Here is a 17783-nt window from a genome sequence, read left to right on the forward strand (position 1 = left end):
CCTCCGGCGCGGCTGCGGTCCGCTAACTTATTGTTTTTGTTCGCTCTTTTTGCGGCGAGAAAGGAGCTCCCAACCGCCGTTTTCGGGCGCGATACCTAGCACACTGATTTCCCTCTGGCAACCGCCCGAGGGCGGCGCAAAGCCGCGGAAAACCTCGAAAATTCGCCCGCGACCTCAAAGAAATGAGTAGGGATCGACATCGACGGCAACCCGTACGGCACCCGGCACCCGCACCCGGGCCAGCCACTCGCGGACAATCGGCTGGACCGCGACGCTTTTCTCGGCCTTCAGCAACAACCGGAAGCGAAAGCGGCCGCGCAGAAGAGCAAGGGGTGCCGGTGCCGGCCCGAGCACCCGCACCTGGTCGAAATGGGGGGCCGCCCGGCGCAGCGCTGCCGCGACCTGGCGCGCGGCATCCTCCGCACGGCTCGACACGATCAACGCGACCAACCGCCCAAACGGCGGCATGCCGTGGGCCCTGCGCGCATCGAGCTCGCGGCGAACGAAATCGTCGCGCTTGCCCGCCGCCAGCGCGGCAAGTACCGGGTGTTCGGGCAAATGGGATTGCAGGAAGACCTTGCCGGGATCGCGTTCCCGTCCTGCCCGGCCGGAGACCTGGGACAAGAGTTGGTAGGTTCTCTCGGCCGCCCGGAGATCGCCGCCCGCAAGGCCCAAATCCGCATCGATCACGCCGACCAACGTCAGAAGCGGAAAATGGAAACCCTTGGCAATAACCTGGGTCCCGATCAGCAAATCGATTTCGTGGTCTTCGATCGCCTTGACCATCGCCGCCGCGCGGGCCGGACCGGTCAACGTATCGCTGGTTAAGACGGCGACGCGCGCTTCGGGAATGCGCGCTGCGACCTCCTCGGCCAAGCGTTCGACGCCGGGGCCGCAGGCGGCAAACTTGCCGACCGCCTCGCACGAGGGACAGGCAGTAGGCACGGCCATCCCAAAGTCGCAGTGGTGGCATTGCAATCGCCCCCGGTGGCGATGTTCCACCAGCCACGATTGGCAATTCGGGCATTGGAATCGGTGACCACAGGCACGGCACAGGGTCAGCGGCGCATACCCACGCCGGTTCAAGAACAGGAGCGCCTGCCGACCGGCCCCGATGGTTTGATGGACCGCGTCTTCGAGCGCACCGGACAGCCACCGGCCGGCCGGCAGCGACTCTTGCCGCATATCGACGATGGCAAGCTCAGGGAGCTCCGCCGGTCCATGTCTTTCCGGCAACTGGAGATGCCCGAACTTGTTGGTCTCCGCGTTCACGGCTGTTTCCAGCGACGGGGTCGCCGAAACCAAGACAACCGGGCACCGCTCGAACTGGGCGCGGACGACCGCCATGTCGCGCGCGTTGTAGGCCACGCCCTCCTCTTGCTTGAAGGACGAGTCGTGCTCCTCATCGACGATCACGAGGCCAAGGTCGTGGAACGGCAAAAAAAGAGCCGAACGCGCGCCCACGACGACCGGCACCCGCCCCTCGGAGACCGCCCGCCAGACGCGGCGGCGTTCGCGTTGCGATAGATCCGAATGCCACATCGCGGGCTGGACGCCAAACCGCTCGACGAAGCGGTCGAGCCACTGCGATGTGAGCGCGATTTCGGGCAGGAGCACCAGGATCGGCCGTCCTTCGCGGATCGCTTGGGCGACGGCCTCGAAATAGACGGATGTCTTGCCCGACCCCGTCACCCCTTCGAGCAGGACCGGCGCGAACGCCCGCGCCGCGACCTTCGCGACAAGATCGGCGGCTGCGGCGGCTTGGTCGGAAGATAGGATCTGTTGGCCGGCATCGGGATTTGGACGATCGAACGGCGCTTCGGCCGGTACCGCACGCCCCTCGAGCGCACCAAGTTCCGCAAGGGCGCGAACGACACCGGCACTCACGGCAGCTTGCTCGGCGAGTTCGGCGGCGCGGCGCGGCACCTTGTCCGCAGCGACCGCAAGCACCCGCTTGCGTGCCGGGGTCATCCTTTCCGGCGGCGCCGCGCCGGCGACAAACACCGTTTCCATCGGCACCGGCGTCAGCGCCTCGGGGACGGAGATCGCCATCCGCAAGACACTGCCGGGCGCCGATACTGTGTAGGCCGCGACCCAATCGATGAGACGGCGCAGGTTCACCGGCAGCGGACGGGCGGAGAGGACTGCATGGACGGGCTTGAGTTTCGACGCATCGACGGGCGAGCCGGGCAACGCCTCCCCGTCCCAGACGACACCCGTGACCTCCCGATTGCCTAATGGAACCCGAACGATCGCGCCCGGCGGAGCTTGCATGTTCGGCGGCAGCACATAGTCGTAGGGCGCCCCCAGGGGCAACGGCACCAAAACCTTGACGCGTTGTCGACTGTCGCCAGAACTGGCACCGGATTCATGCATGCGATACACTTTGACAGGCGCGCAAAGTGACGCCAATGAGGCAGTAGGACGCGCCCAGCAAGACGAATAAGGGTTCAATGCAGTTTTTCGTGGACACCGCCGACATCGACGACATTCGCGATCTGGCGGCGACAGGTCTCCTGGACGGCGTAACGACCAACCCGTCCCTGGTTGCTAAAAGCGGCCGCGATTTCTTCGATGTCCTTAAGGATATCTGTGCGGTCGTCGACGGACCGGTAAGCGCCGAGGTGACCGCCACCGACCATCGGGAAATGGTGACCCAGGGCCGCAAGTTGGTGGCCCTGGCCAAGAACATCGCCGTCAAAGTGCCGCTCACCTGGGACGGCCTCAAAGCCTGCCGTGCCCTGCGCGACGACGGCACGATGGTGAACGTCACTCTGTGCTTTTCGGTCAACCAGGCGATTCTCGCGGCCAAAGCCGGTGCGACGTTCGTCTCGCCCTTCGTCGGACGTCTAGACGATATCGGCCAAGATGGCATGCAACTGATTCAGGATATTCGAACCGTTTACGACAACTACCCCGCGTTGGAGACCAAGATCCTTGTCGCCTCGATCCGTCACCCGACCCACGTGCTTCAATCGGCCATGATCGGGGCCGACGTGTGCACGGTCCCTCCGGACACGCTGCGGAAACTGGCGCAACATCCTTTGACCGACAAGGGCCTCGCGGCGTTTCTCGCCGACTGGCAGTCGACAGGACAGGACATTTAGGGTGGCCCGGTGAGCAAATCCGACACGCGTGCAGCCGACAAACTGCGCCCGCTCAACGCAAAGAATGTCGTGGAGTTTCTGAGTGCACACCCGTCGTTTTTGATCGACCACCCGGAGTTGATCGGCGTTCTCGCGCCGCCGTCGCGCGGCGAATCGGACGGGGTGCTCGATATGCAGCAATTCATGATCGAGCGCTTGCAGGCTGAACTCAACGAAGTTCGCTCGAGCCAGCGGGAGTTGCTATCGGCAAGTCGAGTCAACCTCTCCAGCCAGGAGCGTATTCATGCCGCGGTTTTGGCGGTCATCGAAGCACGCACCCTCGAAGATATCGGTCGAATCGTGGCAGAAGACTATCGCTCGATCCTTGACGTTTCGACGTCCGCGCTATGCTTCGAAGAACCCGGCCAGAGTACATTGCGCAATCTCGTATCGCTGAAGCCGGGCATGATTCGCGACATCATCGGCGATCGCAGCATTCTGCTGCGGCACGACATCGCCGGCGACGCGCGCCTTTACGGCGAGGACGCCGCCAAGGTGCGCTCCGATGCGCTGGTCTATCTCGACGTGGGCAAGGACGGTCCGAACGGGCTCCTCGCCCTCGGTAGCCACGAGCCAGATCGCTTCCACCCCGGACAAGGAACCGAGTTGCTCGGGTTCATGGCACGGGCGATCACCGGCTCGCTACGCGCCGGACTCAATGCCGCATAGCGCTGCCGCGCGCCCCGAAGTAGCGGCGCTCGCCGCGCAACCCGACGCCGCCGACGCTGTCCGCGATTTTCTAGGCGCCCTCGAGAACGAGCGAAACTACTCGCCACATACTATCGCGGCGTACCAACGCGACCTCGCAGGCTTTTTCGCTTTCGCCCAGGACCACCGCGGCGAACCGGTCGGGTTGCTAGATCTCTCTACATTCACCGTTTCGGATTTCCGGAGTTACCTTGCCAAACGGCGTAACGACGGCATCACGGGCACCTCGCTCGGACGGGCGTTATCGGCCCTGCGGAGTTTTTTTCATCACCTCGACACACAGGGGCGCGTATCCAATCAGGCGATCCGCCTCGTAAAACGCCCAAAAACGCCGCACGCCGTCCCCAAACCGTTAAGCAAAGAGGCGGCGCGCGACAGTATCGATACGGTAGAGGCCCTCGACGCCCTGCCTTGGGTTGCGGCGCGCGATGCCGCGATCCTGACCCTGCTCTATGGATGTGGGCTGCGCATTTCCGAGGCGCTTGGCCTAGCGCGTCGCGACGCACCGCTACGCGATGCACTCCGCATCGTCGGTAAGGGCCAAAAGGAGCGGGTCGTTCCCGTCCTGCCGATCGTTGCCGATGCTGTCGACCGCTACGTCGCGTTGTGTCCGTTTGCACTCGAGGGAGCGGGCCCGCTCTTTGTCGGGGTCCGGGGCAAGCGGTTGAATGCCGGCGTCGTTCAGCGGCAAATGCGCCACGCACGTATCGCACTCGGGCTCCCGGAGACGGCGACGCCCCATGCGCTTCGCCATAGCTTTGCGACCCACCTACTTTCGGGCGGCGGCGACCTGCGGAGTATTCAAGAATTGTTGGGCCATGCCTCGCTGTCGACGACGCAACGCTATACCGAGGTCGACACAGACCAGCTCAAGCGCGTTTACGAGCAAGCCCATCCACGGGCGAAGGTAGGCTGAGCGCTAATCTTGAGTAGGATTTTTCTGCTCTTCAAGGGCAATCCCTGGCGAAAGCGCCGGCAGAGTCTCGCGAAGCCAGACCGTGGCCGCTCGATCGCCGTTGACGAAGGAATCGAGAAACGCGGTGGTGATCGCGCGGATCAAGTCGTGGTGGCGCGGATCGGTGGACTTAGGTGCCCGCCGCGCACCGCTGAAGACCATGTGGTCCCCACCCTCCAGAATGACGAGAAATTTTGGGGCTTGGCGAATTAGGTCGTAGGCCCGGCGCCGCTCGGACGGCTCCAGGTCGCTCACGACACCCGCGTCTTCGGTCCCCGTCATAAGGAGAGCCGGGATCCTCACGCCCGAGAAGGACTCTTCTTGCTGCGCCCGAAAGGCGGTCGGGCTGAGGGCGATCGTGGCGATCAGTCGGTCGTCGCCAAAATTGACCGGTCCACCGGGCAGATCGAACGTCACCCCGGCGGCGGCGAGCGCCGTGAACGCACCGAACGAATGACCCGCCACCGCAAGGCGCTGTGGATCGACGGCATAACGCCAGCCGCCAATATCCAGCGGTTGGGCCAATAGGCGATCTACCGCAAAGTGAACATCTTGCGGACGGTCGATCGCGGCTTGGCGGTCGGCAACGGCGCGCCTGATCGCTTGCATTGCGGCTGCTTGTGAAAGGCCGCGCCAGATCTCGGCATCGCTTCCGGCATGTTGTAGATGAACGACGGCATACCCATAGCTGGCCCAATGACGTCCGAGGTAGGCAAGACCCTCGCGCGAACCGCCGGCACCGTGCGAGACGATCACGGTCGGCAACGGTCCAGTACCGGTCTCGGGCACGTAGATCTTGACGGGGACGACACGGTCTCGCGTGTCGTCACGCCACTCGAGCGTCGCCTCCAACACCCGGTTTGGCCCACTCACGGCTTTGTAAATACCGTCGGCACGGGCGCCTGCCGACATCGACAGCAGCGCCAAACAAACGGCGAAGGCCCATTTCATCATGGCCCTTTACACGCAGGACCAAGGCGAGTCCGTCGGGTCGACTAAGTCAAATGTGGATGGCGTGTCCGGCGACGGCTAGCGCCGCCTCCTTCATCCCTTCGGAAAGGGTGGGATGGGCATGGCAGGTGGCCGCAATGTCTTCGGCGGAACCGCCGAATTCCATGCACAGGACCGCTTCGTGGATCAACGTACCGGCGTCCGGGCCGATGATATGGACCCCAAGCACGGCGTCGGTCTTTGCATCCGCCAAGATTTTGATAAATCCGTCGGCAGCGCCGCTGACTTTGGCGCGGGGCACGGCGGTGAATGGAAATTTGCCAATCTTGTAGTCGACACCGGCTTTCTTGAGATCTTCTTCGGAGCGGCCGACCGTGGCTACCTCAGGGCTCGTGTAGACCACCCCTGGAACCTTGCCGTAATCGATATGGGCATGGCGGCCATGCAGCATTTCGACGCAGACCACGCCGTCCTCGGATGCCTTGTGCGCGAGCATTGGCCCCCGGATCACGTCGCCGATGGCGTAGATACCATCGACCGAGGTTTTGTAGGCGGCGTCTACGTCGATGAAACCTTGGGCGTCCCGTTTCACCCCGACGCCGTCGAGGCCGAGGCCGTCGGTGTAGGGCTTGCGCCCGATCGACACCAGTACGACATCGGCCTTCAGGTCTTCCGATTCGCCACCCTTAGCCGGCGCGACACTCAATGTCACAGACGATTTCGACGCCTTGGCGCCGGTGACCTTGCTACCCAAACGAAACTTAAGACCTTGTTTGGTGAGGATGCGCTGGAGGTGCTTGGCAACCTCGCCGTCCATGCCCGGGACTATTCGGTCCAAATACTCGACAACCGTGACCGCCGCGCCCAACCGGCTCCACACCGAACCCATTTCCAGTCCGATGTAGCCGCCCCCGACGACGATCATCGTTTTGGGAACTTGCGAAAGCGCCAATGCGCCGGTCGAGGACACGACTTGCTTTTCGTCGATTTCCACACCGGGCAGCGGTGTCACCGACGACCCCGTCGCAACGATAATGGTCTTGGTGCTAAGCGTTGATTTCCCGTTTGCGCCCACGACGGTCACCTTGCCAGGGCCTGCGATCGAGCCGACGCCGACGATGTTGTCGACCTTGTTCTTCTTCAACAGAAAGGCGATGCCCTTCGTCAGGTCTTCGACGACCTTGTCCTTCCGGCCGAGCATTTTGGCAAGATCGAGCGTGACATCGCGCGTTCCGATCCCGTGCACGTCGAGCCCATGCTGCGCTTCGGCGAAAAGTTCGGAGCTCTGCAACAGCGCCTTGGACGGAATGCAGCCGACGTTGAGGCAGGTACCCCCGAGCCGGTCGCGGCTCTCGACGCAGGCGACCTTGCTGCCCATTTGGGCGGCCCGAATCGCGGCAACGTAGCCGCCGGGGCCGCCGCCGATAATGACAATGTCATAGCTCGCGTCTGCCATGCCGCACTTCCCGTTAAGTTTGCCTCTCCCACACCAACACGCCGGCGCTTTCGCCGCCGCCGGCCTTTTCAGGGTCGGTGGAGAGGGTCATTCGATTGCCCGCCAAGTCGATCTTTCTGCGCAGTTCGCGGCCCACCCAATTCGGAAAAAAACTGCTTTCCGGATAATGCAGAACAACCTCGCCGCGCCGTTCGTAGCGCCCCGCGTAGGCAACGAAATGCGTAGCCGCCCGCAAACGTTCGTCGGGGGTGCCGTAAATATCGCCGGATTCGAACGCCTGCCGCCCACCCGGCATCAGAATGGCCTGCATGTAGCCGTCAGATGTATAGGTGAGAAACCCGGACGGAGCATCGCCCATCGGTTGGGTGATCGCGCCGTCGGGTCCATGGCGTTCCACGGAAATCAATTTCCAGGTTCCAACAAGGGGTTCGGCAGTCACAGCAATAACCGGCGCGCGGCGCTACATGTCCAGGAGAATGCGCTGCGGATCCTCAATGCATTCTTTGACGCGCACGAGGAACATAACCGCTTCGCGCCCATCGACGATTCTGTGGTCGTACGAAAGCGCGAGATACATCATCGGGCGAACGACGACGGCATCGTCGACAACTACGGGACGCTTTTCGATTTTATGCATCCCGAGAATGGCCGATTGCGGCGGATTGAGGATCGGCGTCGACAACAACGACCCGAAAACGCCACCGTTCGAAATCGTGAAGGTGCCGCCGGTCAGATCCTCGATCGCCAGCTTTCCGTCCCGCGCCTGCCGCCCATAATCGGCGATCGATTTCTCGACGCCGGCAAACGACATCTCGTCGACGTCGCGCAATACCGGGACGACAAGTCCCTGGGGTGCGGATACCGCCACCCCGATATCGTAATAGTTCTTGAAGACGATCTCGTCGCCGTCGATCTCGCCGTTGACCGAGGGGATTTCGCGCAGGGCTACGACGCTCGCCTTGGCAAAGAACGACATGAAGCCCAGCCGTACGCCATGCTTCTTTTCGAATGTGTCCCGGTAGTCGGACCGGAGTTTCAACAGCGCACTCATGTCGACTTCGTTGAACGTCGTGAGCATCGCCGCCGTGTTTTGCGCTTCTTTGAGGCGCTGGGCGATGCGCTGGCGCAGGCGGCTCATCCGCACGCGCTCTTCGCGTGGACCCCGCGCCGACGCCTTTGAAGCGCCGCCTTCGACATGGGCGATCATGTCGCCTTTGGTAACCCGGCCACCTTTGCCAGTTCCCGCGACGGTGGCGGGATCGATTCCGGTTTCAGCGGCAATCCGCCGTACCGACGGGGCTTGGCCCGCGGCAGGCGCCGCCGCCTGGGCGGGCGGCACTGCCGACGCCTTGGCCGGCGCAGGCGTCGGCGCGGCCTTTGCTGCAGGTGCCGGCTTGGAGGCGGCCGGTCCGGCGCCTTCGGTGATCGCGCCCAGGAGGGCCCCGACTTCGACGTTCGTGCCCTCGGCGGCGACAATCTCACTAAGCGTGCCTGCGGTGGCAGCCGGGACTTCGACGGTTACCTTGTCGGTCTCGAGTTCGACCAACGGCTCGTCGGCCGCGACGGCATCGCCGACGGCCTTGTACCACCGTGCGACGGTCGCTTCGCTTACCGATTCGCCCAATGCGGGCACTTTGATTTCGACTGTCATGGGTGACCCACTTAGACTGTTATCGTTTCACGAACAATCTTCGATTGTTCTTCGAGGTGCTTTCGCAAGAGACCCGTCGCTGTCGACGCGCTCTCCGAACGCCCAAAGTATTTCGGGCGCTGACCTTTGCGCCCCAAAGTCTGGAATACTTCATCGAGACGCGGCGCGACGAAAGACCAAGCCCCCTGGTTCTTTGGCTCTTCTTGGCACCAAACGATTTCGGCGTTCGGATAACGCCGGAGCTCCTTGGTCAACGATCGGTACGGAAAGGGGTAGAGTTGTTCGGCTCGGAGTACGACAACGTTGCGAATGTCGTTCTTTTCGCGCTCTTCCCACAGGTCGTAGTAGATCTTGCCGGAACACACGACGACGCGCTTGATCTTGTCGTCCTTGTCGACCGGGCATTCGTCCCAGAGCACACGGTGGAAGCTTGTTTTCCCAGCCAGTTCATCGAGGCGCGACACCGCGCGCTTGTGCCGCAGCAAAGACTTAGGGGTCACCAAGACCAACGGCTTGCGAAAATCGCGATGCACTTGCCGACGCAAGATGTGGAAGTAGTTCGCCGGCGTCGTGCAGTTGGCAACTTGCATGTTGTCTTCGGCGCACAGCTGCAAGTAGCGCTCCAGGCGCGCCGAACTGTGTTCGGGCCCCTGACCTTCGTACCCGTGGGGCAGCAACATCACGAGGCCGCTCATCCGCAACCACTTGCTCTCGCCCGACGAAATGAATTGGTCGACGATGACCTGCGCGCCGTTCGCAAAATCGCCGAATTGGGCTTCCCACATCACCAGCGAGTTCGGCGCGGTTTGGCTGTAGCCGTACTCAAACCCGAGGACGGCAAACTCCGACAACATGCTGTCGACGACTTCGAACTTGGCTTGACCGGGTGAGATGTGCTCGAGCGCGATATGGCGGGCTTCGGTGTCTTGGTCGATCAGGACGGCGTGACGCTGGGAGAACGTTCCACGCTGGGAGTCTTGTCCGCTCAAACGAACGCCGTGGCCTTCGGACAGCAGCGTTCCGAAGGCCAACGCCTCGGCGGTCGCCCAATCGATCCCCTCGCCCGACGCAAAGACCTCTTTCTTGGCGTCGAGTTGCCGGCGAATGGTCCGGTGCAAATTGAAGTCTTCCGGCACGTCGGTCAGTACCTTTCCGACGTGCTTAAGCGATTTCTCGCTGACTGCTGTCTTGCCGCGCCGCGCCTCGCCGCTGGCGACGCGTAGCCCTTTCCACGCACCTTCGAGCCAGTCCGCTTTGTTCGGCTTGAACGCCTCTGCTGCGGTGAAGTCTTCGTCGAGCTTGGCATGAAATGCCGCGCGAATTTCTTCGGCTTCGCCGGGTTTCAGCAACCCCATCTTCTCCAGAGCGGTTGCGTAGATCTCCCGCGTCGGCGGGTGATCCTTGATTCGCTTGTACATGATGGGCTGGGTGAACGCGGGCTCGTCGCCTTCGTTGTGTCCGTGTCGTCGGTAGCAGAACATGTCGATCACGACATCGCGGTGGAAGGTCTGGCGGAAATCCGTTGCGAGTCGCGCGACATGGACAACCGCCTCGGGATCGTCGCCGTTGACATGGAACACCGGTGCCTGGACGCCTTTCGCCAAGTCCGACGGATAGGGCGAGGAGCGGCTGTAGCCGGGCGAGGTGGTAAAGCCGATTTGGTTGTTCACGATGACGTGGATCGTTCCACCGGTGCGATAGCCCTTGAGGTCGGACAACGCGAAACACTCCGCGACGACCCCTTGACCGGCAAACGCTGCGTCGCCGTGCATCAGAATGCTGAGGACTTTAGTGCGGTCGACATCGTCGTGTTGCAATTGTTTGGCGCGCACCTTGCCCAAGACGACGGGGTTTACGGCCTCAAGGTGAGAGGGGTTAGCGGACAGCGACAAATGAACACTTTCACCGTCAAACACGCGGTCGGCCGACGTGCCGAGATGGTACTTCACATCGCCCGAACCCTGTACGTCGTCGGGGTGAGCACTGGTACCTTGGAATTCGGAGAATATTTTCAGGTAGGGCTTGGCCATCACATTGGTGAGGACGTTGAGACGGCCCCGGTGCGGCATGCCGAACATGATCTCTTTGACGCCTGAGAGCGCCGCGCGCTTGTTGATCGCCTCGAGCAACGGGATCAACGACTCGGCGCCGTCGCACCCGAACCTCTTGGTACCGGTGTACTTGAGATGCAGGAACCGCTCGAAACCCTCGGCATGGGTAAGCTGCTCCAGAATCTTGCGGCGGCCTTCCTCGGTGAACTGGGGCCGGTAGTTGTGTCCTTCGATGCGTTCCTGAATCCAAGCCTTTTGCTCGGGATACTGGATGTGCATGAACTCGTAGCCGATGTTGCCACTGTAGGTAAGGCGCAGCACCCGCTCGATCTCGCGCATCGTCGCCGTCTCGAGGCCGAGCACGTTGTCGATAAAAATGGGGCGATCCATATCGGCTTCGGTGAAGCCGTAGGTCGCGGGATCCAATTCGGGGTGCGGGTCGCGCCCCTCTAGGCCCAGCGGATCAAGTTTTGCGTTGAGGTGACCGCGAACCCGGTAGGATCGGATTAGCATCAGCGCCCGGAGCGAATCGAGCGTGGCGCCACGCAGCGTTTCCGGCGCGACATGGGCATCGCCCTGCACGGACGACGGCATCTCTTCTGGCTCGACCGAGGTGACAAAGGGGCCACCCTCGGGCGCCCAACTCGCACCGCGCTGCGCGCCGAGCGCGGTGGCGACATCGTCGCCTAACCCTTCGAAGAAACCTTGCCACTGGGCATCCAGCGATGCTGGGTTCTCGATGAAGCGGGCGTACTGTTGTTCCAGAAACGCACTGTTTACGCCGGTAAGAAAGGACGCTCGATCCGGTTCGCTACCCATGTCATTCGGCGCGCAACGCGCGCCCCCCGTCAGCCGCGTTAATGGCCGCGCTTGAGCAATTCAAGAAGTGTAGTGCCCATCGCGGCCGGCGATTCGGTCACCGTGATTCCGGCGGATTTCATCGCATCGATCTTATCTTCGGCGCCGCCCTTCCCGCCCGAGATAATCGCGCCGGCGTGCCCCATACGACGGCCCGGCGGTGCGGTTCTCCCGGCAATGAAGCCGACGACCGGTTTTTTCGTGGCGCTGTCGCGGAGAAGTTGCGCGCCTTCTTCCTCCGCGTCCCCGCCGATTTCACCGATCATGATGATCGATTCGGTCGCCGGATCAGCCAAGAACATCTCCAGACAATCGACAAAGTTCGTGCCGTTGACGGGATCCCCACCGATGCCGATGCAGGTCGATTGGCCCAGACCGGCGGCGGTCGTCTGCGCGACGGCTTCGTAGGTCAAGGTGCCCGACCGGGAGACGATCCCCACCGAGCCCGGCTTGTGAATGTGGCCCGGCATGATCCCGATCTTGCAGGCGTCGGGGGTGATGACGCCGGGGCAATTTGGCCCGATCAGACGCGATCCCGAATTCTGGAGGGCCCGTTTGACGTCGACCATGTCGAGGACGGGAATGCCTTCGGTAATGCACACGATCAGCGGAACGCCTGCATCGACCGCCTCAAGAATCGCATCGGCGGCAAACGGGGGCGGCACATAGATGACCGAGGCATCGACCCCGACCTTTTCTACAGCATCGGCGACGGTGTCGAAGACCGGTAGACCCAGGTGTTCGGTTCCGCCCTTTCCCGGCGTAACGCCGCCCACCATCTTGGTGCCGTAGGCGATCGCCTGTTCGGAATGAAAAGTTCCCTGGACCCCGGTAAACCCTTGGCAGATCACTTTAGTATTCGAATCGACCAGAACAGCCATCAGGTAGCTTCCTCAACCGCTTTGACGATTTTCCGGGCGGCATCGCCCAGATCGTCGCCGGTAATGATCGGGAGGCCAGAGTTGGCCAGAATCTCTTTGCCCAGCGCGACATTGGTCCCTTCGAGCCGGACCACAAGCGGCACATGGAGGCTGACGTCGCGCGCCGCCGCAACGACGCCTTCGGCGATCACGTCGCAGCGCATGATCCCACCGAAAATGTTCACCAGGATGCCTTCGACGTTGGGATCCGAGAGAATGATCTTGAACGCCTCGGTTACCCGCTCTTTGTTCGCGCCGCCGCCAACATCGAGGAAATTCGCAGGCGCGCCGCCGAACAGCTTGATGATGTCCATCGTCGCCATCGCGAGGCCGGCGCCGTTGACCATGCACCCGATCGAGCCGTCGAGTTTGATGTAGTTGAGGTCGTGTTTCTGGGCCTCGATCTCGGCTGGGTCTTCCTCGTTTTCGTCGCGCAAGGCCGCGATGTCCTTGTGCCGGAACAGCGCGTTGTCGTCGAAGTTCATTTTTGCGTCGAGCGCGACGACGCTACCGGCGCCGGTGACAACCAGCGGATTGATTTCGAGGAGGCTCGCGTCGGTTGCCACAAAGGCCTTGTATGCCCCGAGCACAAACCGGACCGTTGACTTGATCTGTTCGCCTTCCAACCCTAGCGCGAAGGCCACCTTGCGGGCGTGGAAGGGTTGAATGCCCGTGGCGGGATCGATGGTCACCACGGTGATCTTTTCCGGCGTTTCGGCGGCAACCTCTTCGATATCCATGCCGCCCTCGGTCGAGGCCATGATCGAGACCCGACCAGTGCCGCGGTCGACTAGCATGCCTAGATAGAGTTCGCGGGCGATATCGGCGCCTTCTTCGACGTAGATGCGCCGGACCAAGCGGCCCTGGGGCCCGGTCTGCGGCGTTACCAACGTCATCCCGATCATCGCCGACGCGGCGGCGTTCAGTTCTTCGAGGGACTTGACCACCTTGACGCCGCCGCCCTTGCCGCGGCCACCGGCGTGAATCTGCGCTTTGACGACCCAAACTGGACCGCCAAGGTCCTCGGCGACTTTTTTGGCTTCTTGCGGCGTATAGGCCACCCCGCCGCGGGGCACGGTGACGCCGTATTGGGCGAGGACGCCCTTGGCCTGGTACTCATGAATATTCATGGAACGCCTAACGTAGTTGCCTTGGTCGCACGCCGGAAGTCTGGCCTAGCGTGATCATTAAGCCATAACCGCCCATTTCATCAAATCGGCGCCCGGATCACCCCTTCTTGGCACGCGATTTCGCCGATCCCCGCGGTTTCAGGCTGGGGTCGATGCGCTGGACCACCTTGATCAGGCCCTTCACGGAGTCGACGGAGTTATTGAACATTTTCTTCTCCGCCGCGCTGAGGTCGATTTCGACGATGCGCTCCACACCCTTGGCCCCAATAACGACGGGGACGCCGACGTAGACGTCGCGGATCCCATACTCCCCAGAAAGGTAGGCGGCGCACGGAAGAACCCGTTTCTTATCCTTGAGATAGGACTCAGCCATCAAGATCGCCGCAGCGGCGGGCGCATAGAACGCCGAACCGGTCTTCAGCAGACCGACAATTTCCGCGCCACCGTCGCGGGTGCGCTGGACGATGTCGTCGATCTTTTTCTTGGTGGTCCATTTCTTCTTGATCAAGTCCGGAATCGGAATGCCGGCGACTGTCGAGTAACGGACCAGCGGCACCATCGTGTCGCCATGTCCGCCAAGCACGAACGCCGTGACGTCCTCGACCGAAACGCCGAATTCCTCGGCGAGGAAGTAACGGAACCGCGCGGAATCGAGGACACCCGCCATTCCCACCACCATATGCGGCGGAAGGCCGGAGGCTTGGCGAAGCGCCCAAACCATCGCGTCCAATGGGTTGGTGATGCAGATCACGAAGGCCTTCGGCGCGTATTTCTTGATCCCCTCGCCGACCGACTTCATGACCTTAGTGTTGATTTCGATAAGGTCGTCCCGGCTCATTCCCGGCTTGCGGGCGACACCTGCGGTGACGATGACGACATCGGCGCCTTTAATATCGACATAGCGCTTGGTGCCGGATAGATGGGCGTCGAAACCTTCGACCGGCGAAGACTGGGCGAGATCGAGCGCCTTGCCCTGCGGCAGGCCGTCGACAACGTCGAAAACGACGATGTCGCCAAGTTCTTTGACCCCAGCGAGATGAGCTAGCGTTCCACCGATGTTCCCGCCACCGATAAGAGCGATCTTCTTGCGCGCCACGTCTTCCTCCTTGATTGCCTTGAGAGCCGCCCAAACCGGCCTGTTAGGCCCCGGTTCCTACTCCGATTCCCCAAGTCGAGCAAGCGCGCGGGCAAGGTAGCTTGAAGCATCCGAGGGGCGGCACATATGGTGCGGCAGACCGGCGCTAGCCCGACGCACGCCAATTTCCTGACCGGAGACCATGAGAATGACCGACACGGACGCCCCTACCGTCGAAAAGAGAAGCTTTCAGGCGGAAGTCAGCCGTCTGCTGCAGATCGTCGCCAACTCGCTCTACAGCGACCGGGATGTATTTCTGCGCGAACTGATTTCGAACGCGTCCGACGCCTGTGACAAGCTACGTTACGAATCGATCACGACGCCCGCGCTCGTCGACGACGACCCGGAATTCCGCGTTCTCTTGGAAGTGGACAAGGCCGGTGGCGTGTTGCGGGTCAGCGACAACGGCATCGGGATGACCCGCGACGAGCTGGCCGACAACTTGGGAACCATCGCCAAGTCCGGCACGGCAGCCTTCATGGAACATCTCAAGGACGCCCAGGCCGACAGTAAGGACAAGGCCGCGTCGATGATCGGTCAATTCGGCGTTGGATTTTACTCGGCATTCATGGTGGCCGACGAGGTCGTGGTCGAGTCGCGCCGCGCCGGCGATACGCAGAGCTGGCGTTGGACATCGGACGGACTGGGCGAGTTCACCGTCGGGCCGAGCGACCGGGCCGCACGCGGCACGACCGTGAGCCTGCATTTGAAGAAGGACGCCAAGGATTACCTCAAGCCCGAAACGCTGCGGCGTATCGTCAAGAAGCACGCCGACCACATCGGCATTCCCGTGGTCCTGCAGGGCGGCGACGGAGCGCCCGAAACGCTGAACGACGCCTCGGCCCTGTGGACCAAGCCCAAGAGCGACATCGAACCCACCCAGTATGCGGAGTTCTACCACCACGTCTCGGGCAACTTCGACGAACCGACCCTGACGTTGCACGCCCGCGTCGAGGGGAAGATCGACTACACCCTCCTCTTGTTCGTGCCGACGGTCCGGCCCTTCGATATTTTCGATCCGGCGCGGGCGCACCACGTGCGGCTTTACGTCAAACGGGTCTTCGTCACCGCCGAGATGGAGGGCCTGGTGCCCCCCTACCTGCGGTTCCTGTGCGGTGTCGTCGACACCGAAGACCTGAGCCTCAATGTCAGCCGGGAAATGCTCCAGGCGAGTCCGTTGGTCGCAAAAATCCGCAAAGACATCGTCAAGAAGCTGTTTCGCGAACTGCATAAGCTGTCGGAAAAAGAACCCACGAAATTCGAAGCCTTCTGGAAAGAGTTCGGGGCCGTCGTCAAGGAAGGTCTGTACGAAGACCCCGACGCGAAGGACAACATCCTCCCCATCGCTCGGTTCCACAGCACGCGCTCATCCGAAGTGACCACCCTCGCCGATTACGTGGGGCGGATGAAGGACGGCCAAAAGACCATCTATTACATCGTCGGCGACCGCGACGCCGTGGCGCGCAGCCCGCACCTCGAAGGCTTCAAGGCGCGCGATATCGAAGTCCTCCTCCTATCGGATCCGGTCGACGATTTCTGGGTCAACGCCCTCGGCAGCTTCAACGAGACGCCGTTCAAGTCCGTCACCCGCGGGACGGCGGACTTGCAGGACCTGCCGGCGAAATCCGATGGCGGCGACGAAGCCGCTGAACCCGACGACGTCGGCACGAAACGGCTGGTCGCACTCCTAAAGCTGGCACTCAAGGACCGTGCGAAGGACGTTCGCGTCAGCGACCGGCTTACCGACAGCCCGGCCTGTCTCGTCGCCGCCGACGACGGACTGGATATGCATACCGAGCGGCTGCTGCGCCAGCATGGGCGGATCACGGAGGGCACCCTGCGCGTCCTGGAGATCAATCCGAAACACGCGGTGATTTCAGCGCTCGCCAAACTTGCCGCCAGCGAAAACGCAGGCGCGCGATTGGACGATGCGGCGCACATGCTGTTCGATCAGGCAACGATCCTCGAAGGCGAGCTGCCGCCCGACATCGCGGCGTTTTCGCGCCGTTTAGTGTCGATCCTCGAAAAAGCGGTGGCGACCGAACCTTAAGGACGCGTCAAGCTGGCGAGATCGGACTTTTGGGCACCCAAGATATGCCCTGAATCGTACTCCTGGACGATCACCGCGACGGCTTCGCCGACCGCTTGAAGATCCTCGATGCTGAGCGCCAAGCTCAGTGTCTTGCCATACCACTCGCCGATCTCCCGAACGTCGCGAACGACGTTGTGCGACCCGAGCGTACGCCCGCCATTCTCGCCGCGCTCGACTGCGACTTCATGGTAGGGATCGAAGAGGATCAACCACACTAGAACCCGCCGATTGTAGATCTGCCCCTCGGAGACATTGATCCGAAGGGTGCCCAACGGCACTTCCGAAAGCTTAACGGAGAGGCTTTCTTCTTGTTCGAGCGCGGCTTTTCGTATCGCGCGATCGACCGCTTTGTGCCGCGAGCCAACCTCATGGTAGCGCCCACCGACAACGATTTGCGGCGTATAGATGGTCCGCTCCCCTAGGGTGCGCGCGTACTCGCGTTGGCGATTGGTCGTCGCCTCGCTCGCAAACGTATCGCGCCACCCCAAGTAGTCCCAATAATTGACGTGGTAGCTCAGCGCGATCACGTTTTCGCGCCCCTTCAACGACGCCAGATAAGCATCGGCAGGTGGGCAGGAGTTGCACCCTTGCGAGGTGAACAATTCCACAACGACGGGCGCCTTACGCTCCGCCGCCATCGCCCCGGAGACGCCCACGAAGGCAGTCGCGACAAGCACAAGCCAAGTCGAGAATCGGAGATTAGCCATGGCTCGACGCTATCCCCGGCTCC

At 62.2% G+C, this 17783-nt stretch carries 14 protein-coding genes; 4 read left to right on the forward strand and 10 right to left on the reverse strand.

Going from position 1 to position 17783, the window contains the following annotated elements; translation table 11 throughout:
* Positions 1-174: 174 nt before the first annotated feature.
* Positions 175-2376, reverse strand: coding sequence for a primosomal protein N' (locus RID42_02085; GenBank protein ID MEQ8246449.1), 2202 nt, complete (start codon positions 2374-2376; stop codon positions 175-177).
* Positions 2377-2453: 77 nt separating this feature from the next.
* Here RID42_02085 and fsa point away from each other — a divergent pair, with 77 nt between their 5' ends.
* From fsa to RID42_02100, 3 genes are read left to right on the forward strand one after another with little or no spacing between them, the layout of a single operon-like run.
* Positions 2454-3107 (forward strand): fructose-6-phosphate aldolase, encoded by a 654-nt coding sequence (gene fsa, locus RID42_02090; protein ID MEQ8246450.1) that lies wholly within the window; start codon positions 2454-2456, stop codon positions 3105-3107.
* A 9-nt stretch (positions 3108-3116) separates the two neighbouring features.
* Positions 3117-3815: a DUF484 family protein gene (locus RID42_02095; protein MEQ8246451.1), complete on the forward strand. Its 699-nt coding sequence runs from the start codon at positions 3117-3119 to the stop codon at positions 3813-3815.
* Positions 3805-4770: a tyrosine recombinase XerC gene (locus RID42_02100; protein ID MEQ8246452.1), complete on the forward strand. Its 966-nt coding sequence runs from the start codon at positions 3805-3807 to the stop codon at positions 4768-4770. The genes RID42_02095 and RID42_02100 overlap by 11 nt, the downstream gene beginning before the upstream one ends.
* A gap of 3 nt (positions 4771-4773) precedes the next feature.
* Here the strand turns inward: RID42_02100 and RID42_02105 are convergent, their stop codons facing one another.
* From RID42_02105 to mdh, 8 genes are all read right to left on the reverse strand, one after another.
* A complete protein-coding gene (locus tag RID42_02105) occupies positions 4774-5763 on the reverse strand; it encodes a hypothetical protein (protein MEQ8246453.1) in 990 nt (329 codons plus the stop codon).
* Between the two features lie 46 nt (positions 5764-5809).
* Positions 5810-7216, reverse strand: a complete 1407-nt coding sequence (lpdA, locus tag RID42_02110; protein MEQ8246454.1) for a dihydrolipoyl dehydrogenase — start codon at positions 7214-7216, stop codon at positions 5810-5812.
* 13 nt (positions 7217-7229) lie between these two features.
* Entirely contained in the window at positions 7230-7655 is a 426-nt protein-coding gene (locus RID42_02115) for a lipocalin-like domain-containing protein (GenBank protein ID MEQ8246455.1), read from the reverse strand.
* A 21-nt stretch (positions 7656-7676) separates the two neighbouring features.
* A complete protein-coding gene (gene odhB, locus RID42_02120; GenBank protein ID MEQ8246456.1) occupies positions 7677-8867 on the reverse strand; it encodes a 2-oxoglutarate dehydrogenase complex dihydrolipoyllysine-residue succinyltransferase in 1191 nt (396 codons plus the stop codon).
* Between the two features lie 11 nt (positions 8868-8878).
* Positions 8879-11737: a 2-oxoglutarate dehydrogenase E1 component gene (locus RID42_02125; GenBank protein ID MEQ8246457.1), complete on the reverse strand. Its 2859-nt coding sequence runs from the start codon at positions 11735-11737 to the stop codon at positions 8879-8881.
* Between the two features lie 38 nt (positions 11738-11775).
* A complete protein-coding gene (sucD, locus tag RID42_02130) occupies positions 11776-12657 on the reverse strand; it encodes a succinate--CoA ligase subunit alpha (GenBank protein ID MEQ8246458.1) in 882 nt (293 codons plus the stop codon).
* Entirely contained in the window at positions 12657-13826 is a 1170-nt protein-coding gene (gene sucC, locus RID42_02135) for an ADP-forming succinate--CoA ligase subunit beta (protein MEQ8246459.1), read from the reverse strand. Before sucC ends, sucD begins: the two co-directional genes overlap by 1 nt.
* A gap of 97 nt (positions 13827-13923) precedes the next feature.
* Entirely contained in the window at positions 13924-14922 is a 999-nt protein-coding gene (mdh, locus tag RID42_02140) for a malate dehydrogenase (GenBank protein ID MEQ8246460.1), read from the reverse strand.
* Positions 14923-15109: 187 nt separating this feature from the next.
* Between mdh and htpG the strand changes: the two genes are divergently transcribed.
* The gene (gene htpG, locus RID42_02145) at positions 15110-17011 is read left to right on the forward strand and encodes a molecular chaperone HtpG (GenBank protein MEQ8246461.1); all 1902 of its coding nucleotides are present in this window, start codon (positions 15110-15112) and stop codon (positions 17009-17011) included.
* Here the strand turns inward: htpG and RID42_02150 are convergent.
* A complete protein-coding gene (locus RID42_02150) occupies positions 17008-17760 on the reverse strand; it encodes a DUF1223 domain-containing protein (GenBank protein ID MEQ8246462.1) in 753 nt (250 codons plus the stop codon). The genes htpG and RID42_02150 overlap by 4 nt on opposite strands.
* Positions 17761-17783 lie beyond the last annotated feature (23 nt).

It is taken from the genome of Alphaproteobacteria bacterium (genome assembly GCA_040216735.1).
Lineage (GTDB): Bacteria > Pseudomonadota > Alphaproteobacteria > SHVP01 > SHVP01 > CALJDF01.

Excerpts from the sequence above, each read along its gene's own strand:
- RID42_02105 (MEQ8246453.1), bottom strand. The coding sequence starts at position 5,763 with ATGATGAAATGGGCCTTCGCCGTTTGTTTGGCGCTGCTGTCGATGTCG.
- lpdA (MEQ8246454.1), bottom strand. The coding sequence starts at position 7,216 with ATGGCAGACGCGAGCTATGACATTGTCATTATCGGCGGCGGCCCCGGC.
- fsa (MEQ8246450.1), top strand. The coding sequence starts at position 2,454 with ATGCAGTTTTTCGTGGACACCGCCGACATCGACGACATTCGCGATCTG.
- htpG (MEQ8246461.1), top strand. The coding sequence starts at position 15,110 with ATGACCGACACGGACGCCCCTACCGTCGAAAAGAGAAGCTTTCAGGCG.
- RID42_02125 (MEQ8246457.1), bottom strand. The coding sequence starts at position 11,737 with ATGGGTAGCGAACCGGATCGAGCGTCCTTTCTTACCGGCGTAAACAGT.
- odhB (MEQ8246456.1), bottom strand. The coding sequence starts at position 8,867 with ATGACAGTCGAAATCAAAGTGCCCGCATTGGGCGAATCGGTAAGCGAA.
- RID42_02085 (MEQ8246449.1), bottom strand. The coding sequence starts at position 2,376 with ATGCATGAATCCGGTGCCAGTTCTGGCGACAGTCGACAACGCGTCAAG.
- RID42_02150 (MEQ8246462.1), bottom strand. The coding sequence starts at position 17,760 with ATGGCTAATCTCCGATTCTCGACTTGGCTTGTGCTTGTCGCGACTGCC.
- RID42_02100 (MEQ8246452.1), top strand. The coding sequence starts at position 3,805 with ATGCCGCATAGCGCTGCCGCGCGCCCCGAAGTAGCGGCGCTCGCCGCG.
- sucD (MEQ8246458.1), bottom strand. The coding sequence starts at position 12,657 with ATGGCTGTTCTGGTCGATTCGAATACTAAAGTGATCTGCCAAGGGTTT.
- sucC (MEQ8246459.1), bottom strand. The coding sequence starts at position 13,826 with ATGAATATTCATGAGTACCAGGCCAAGGGCGTCCTCGCCCAATACGGC.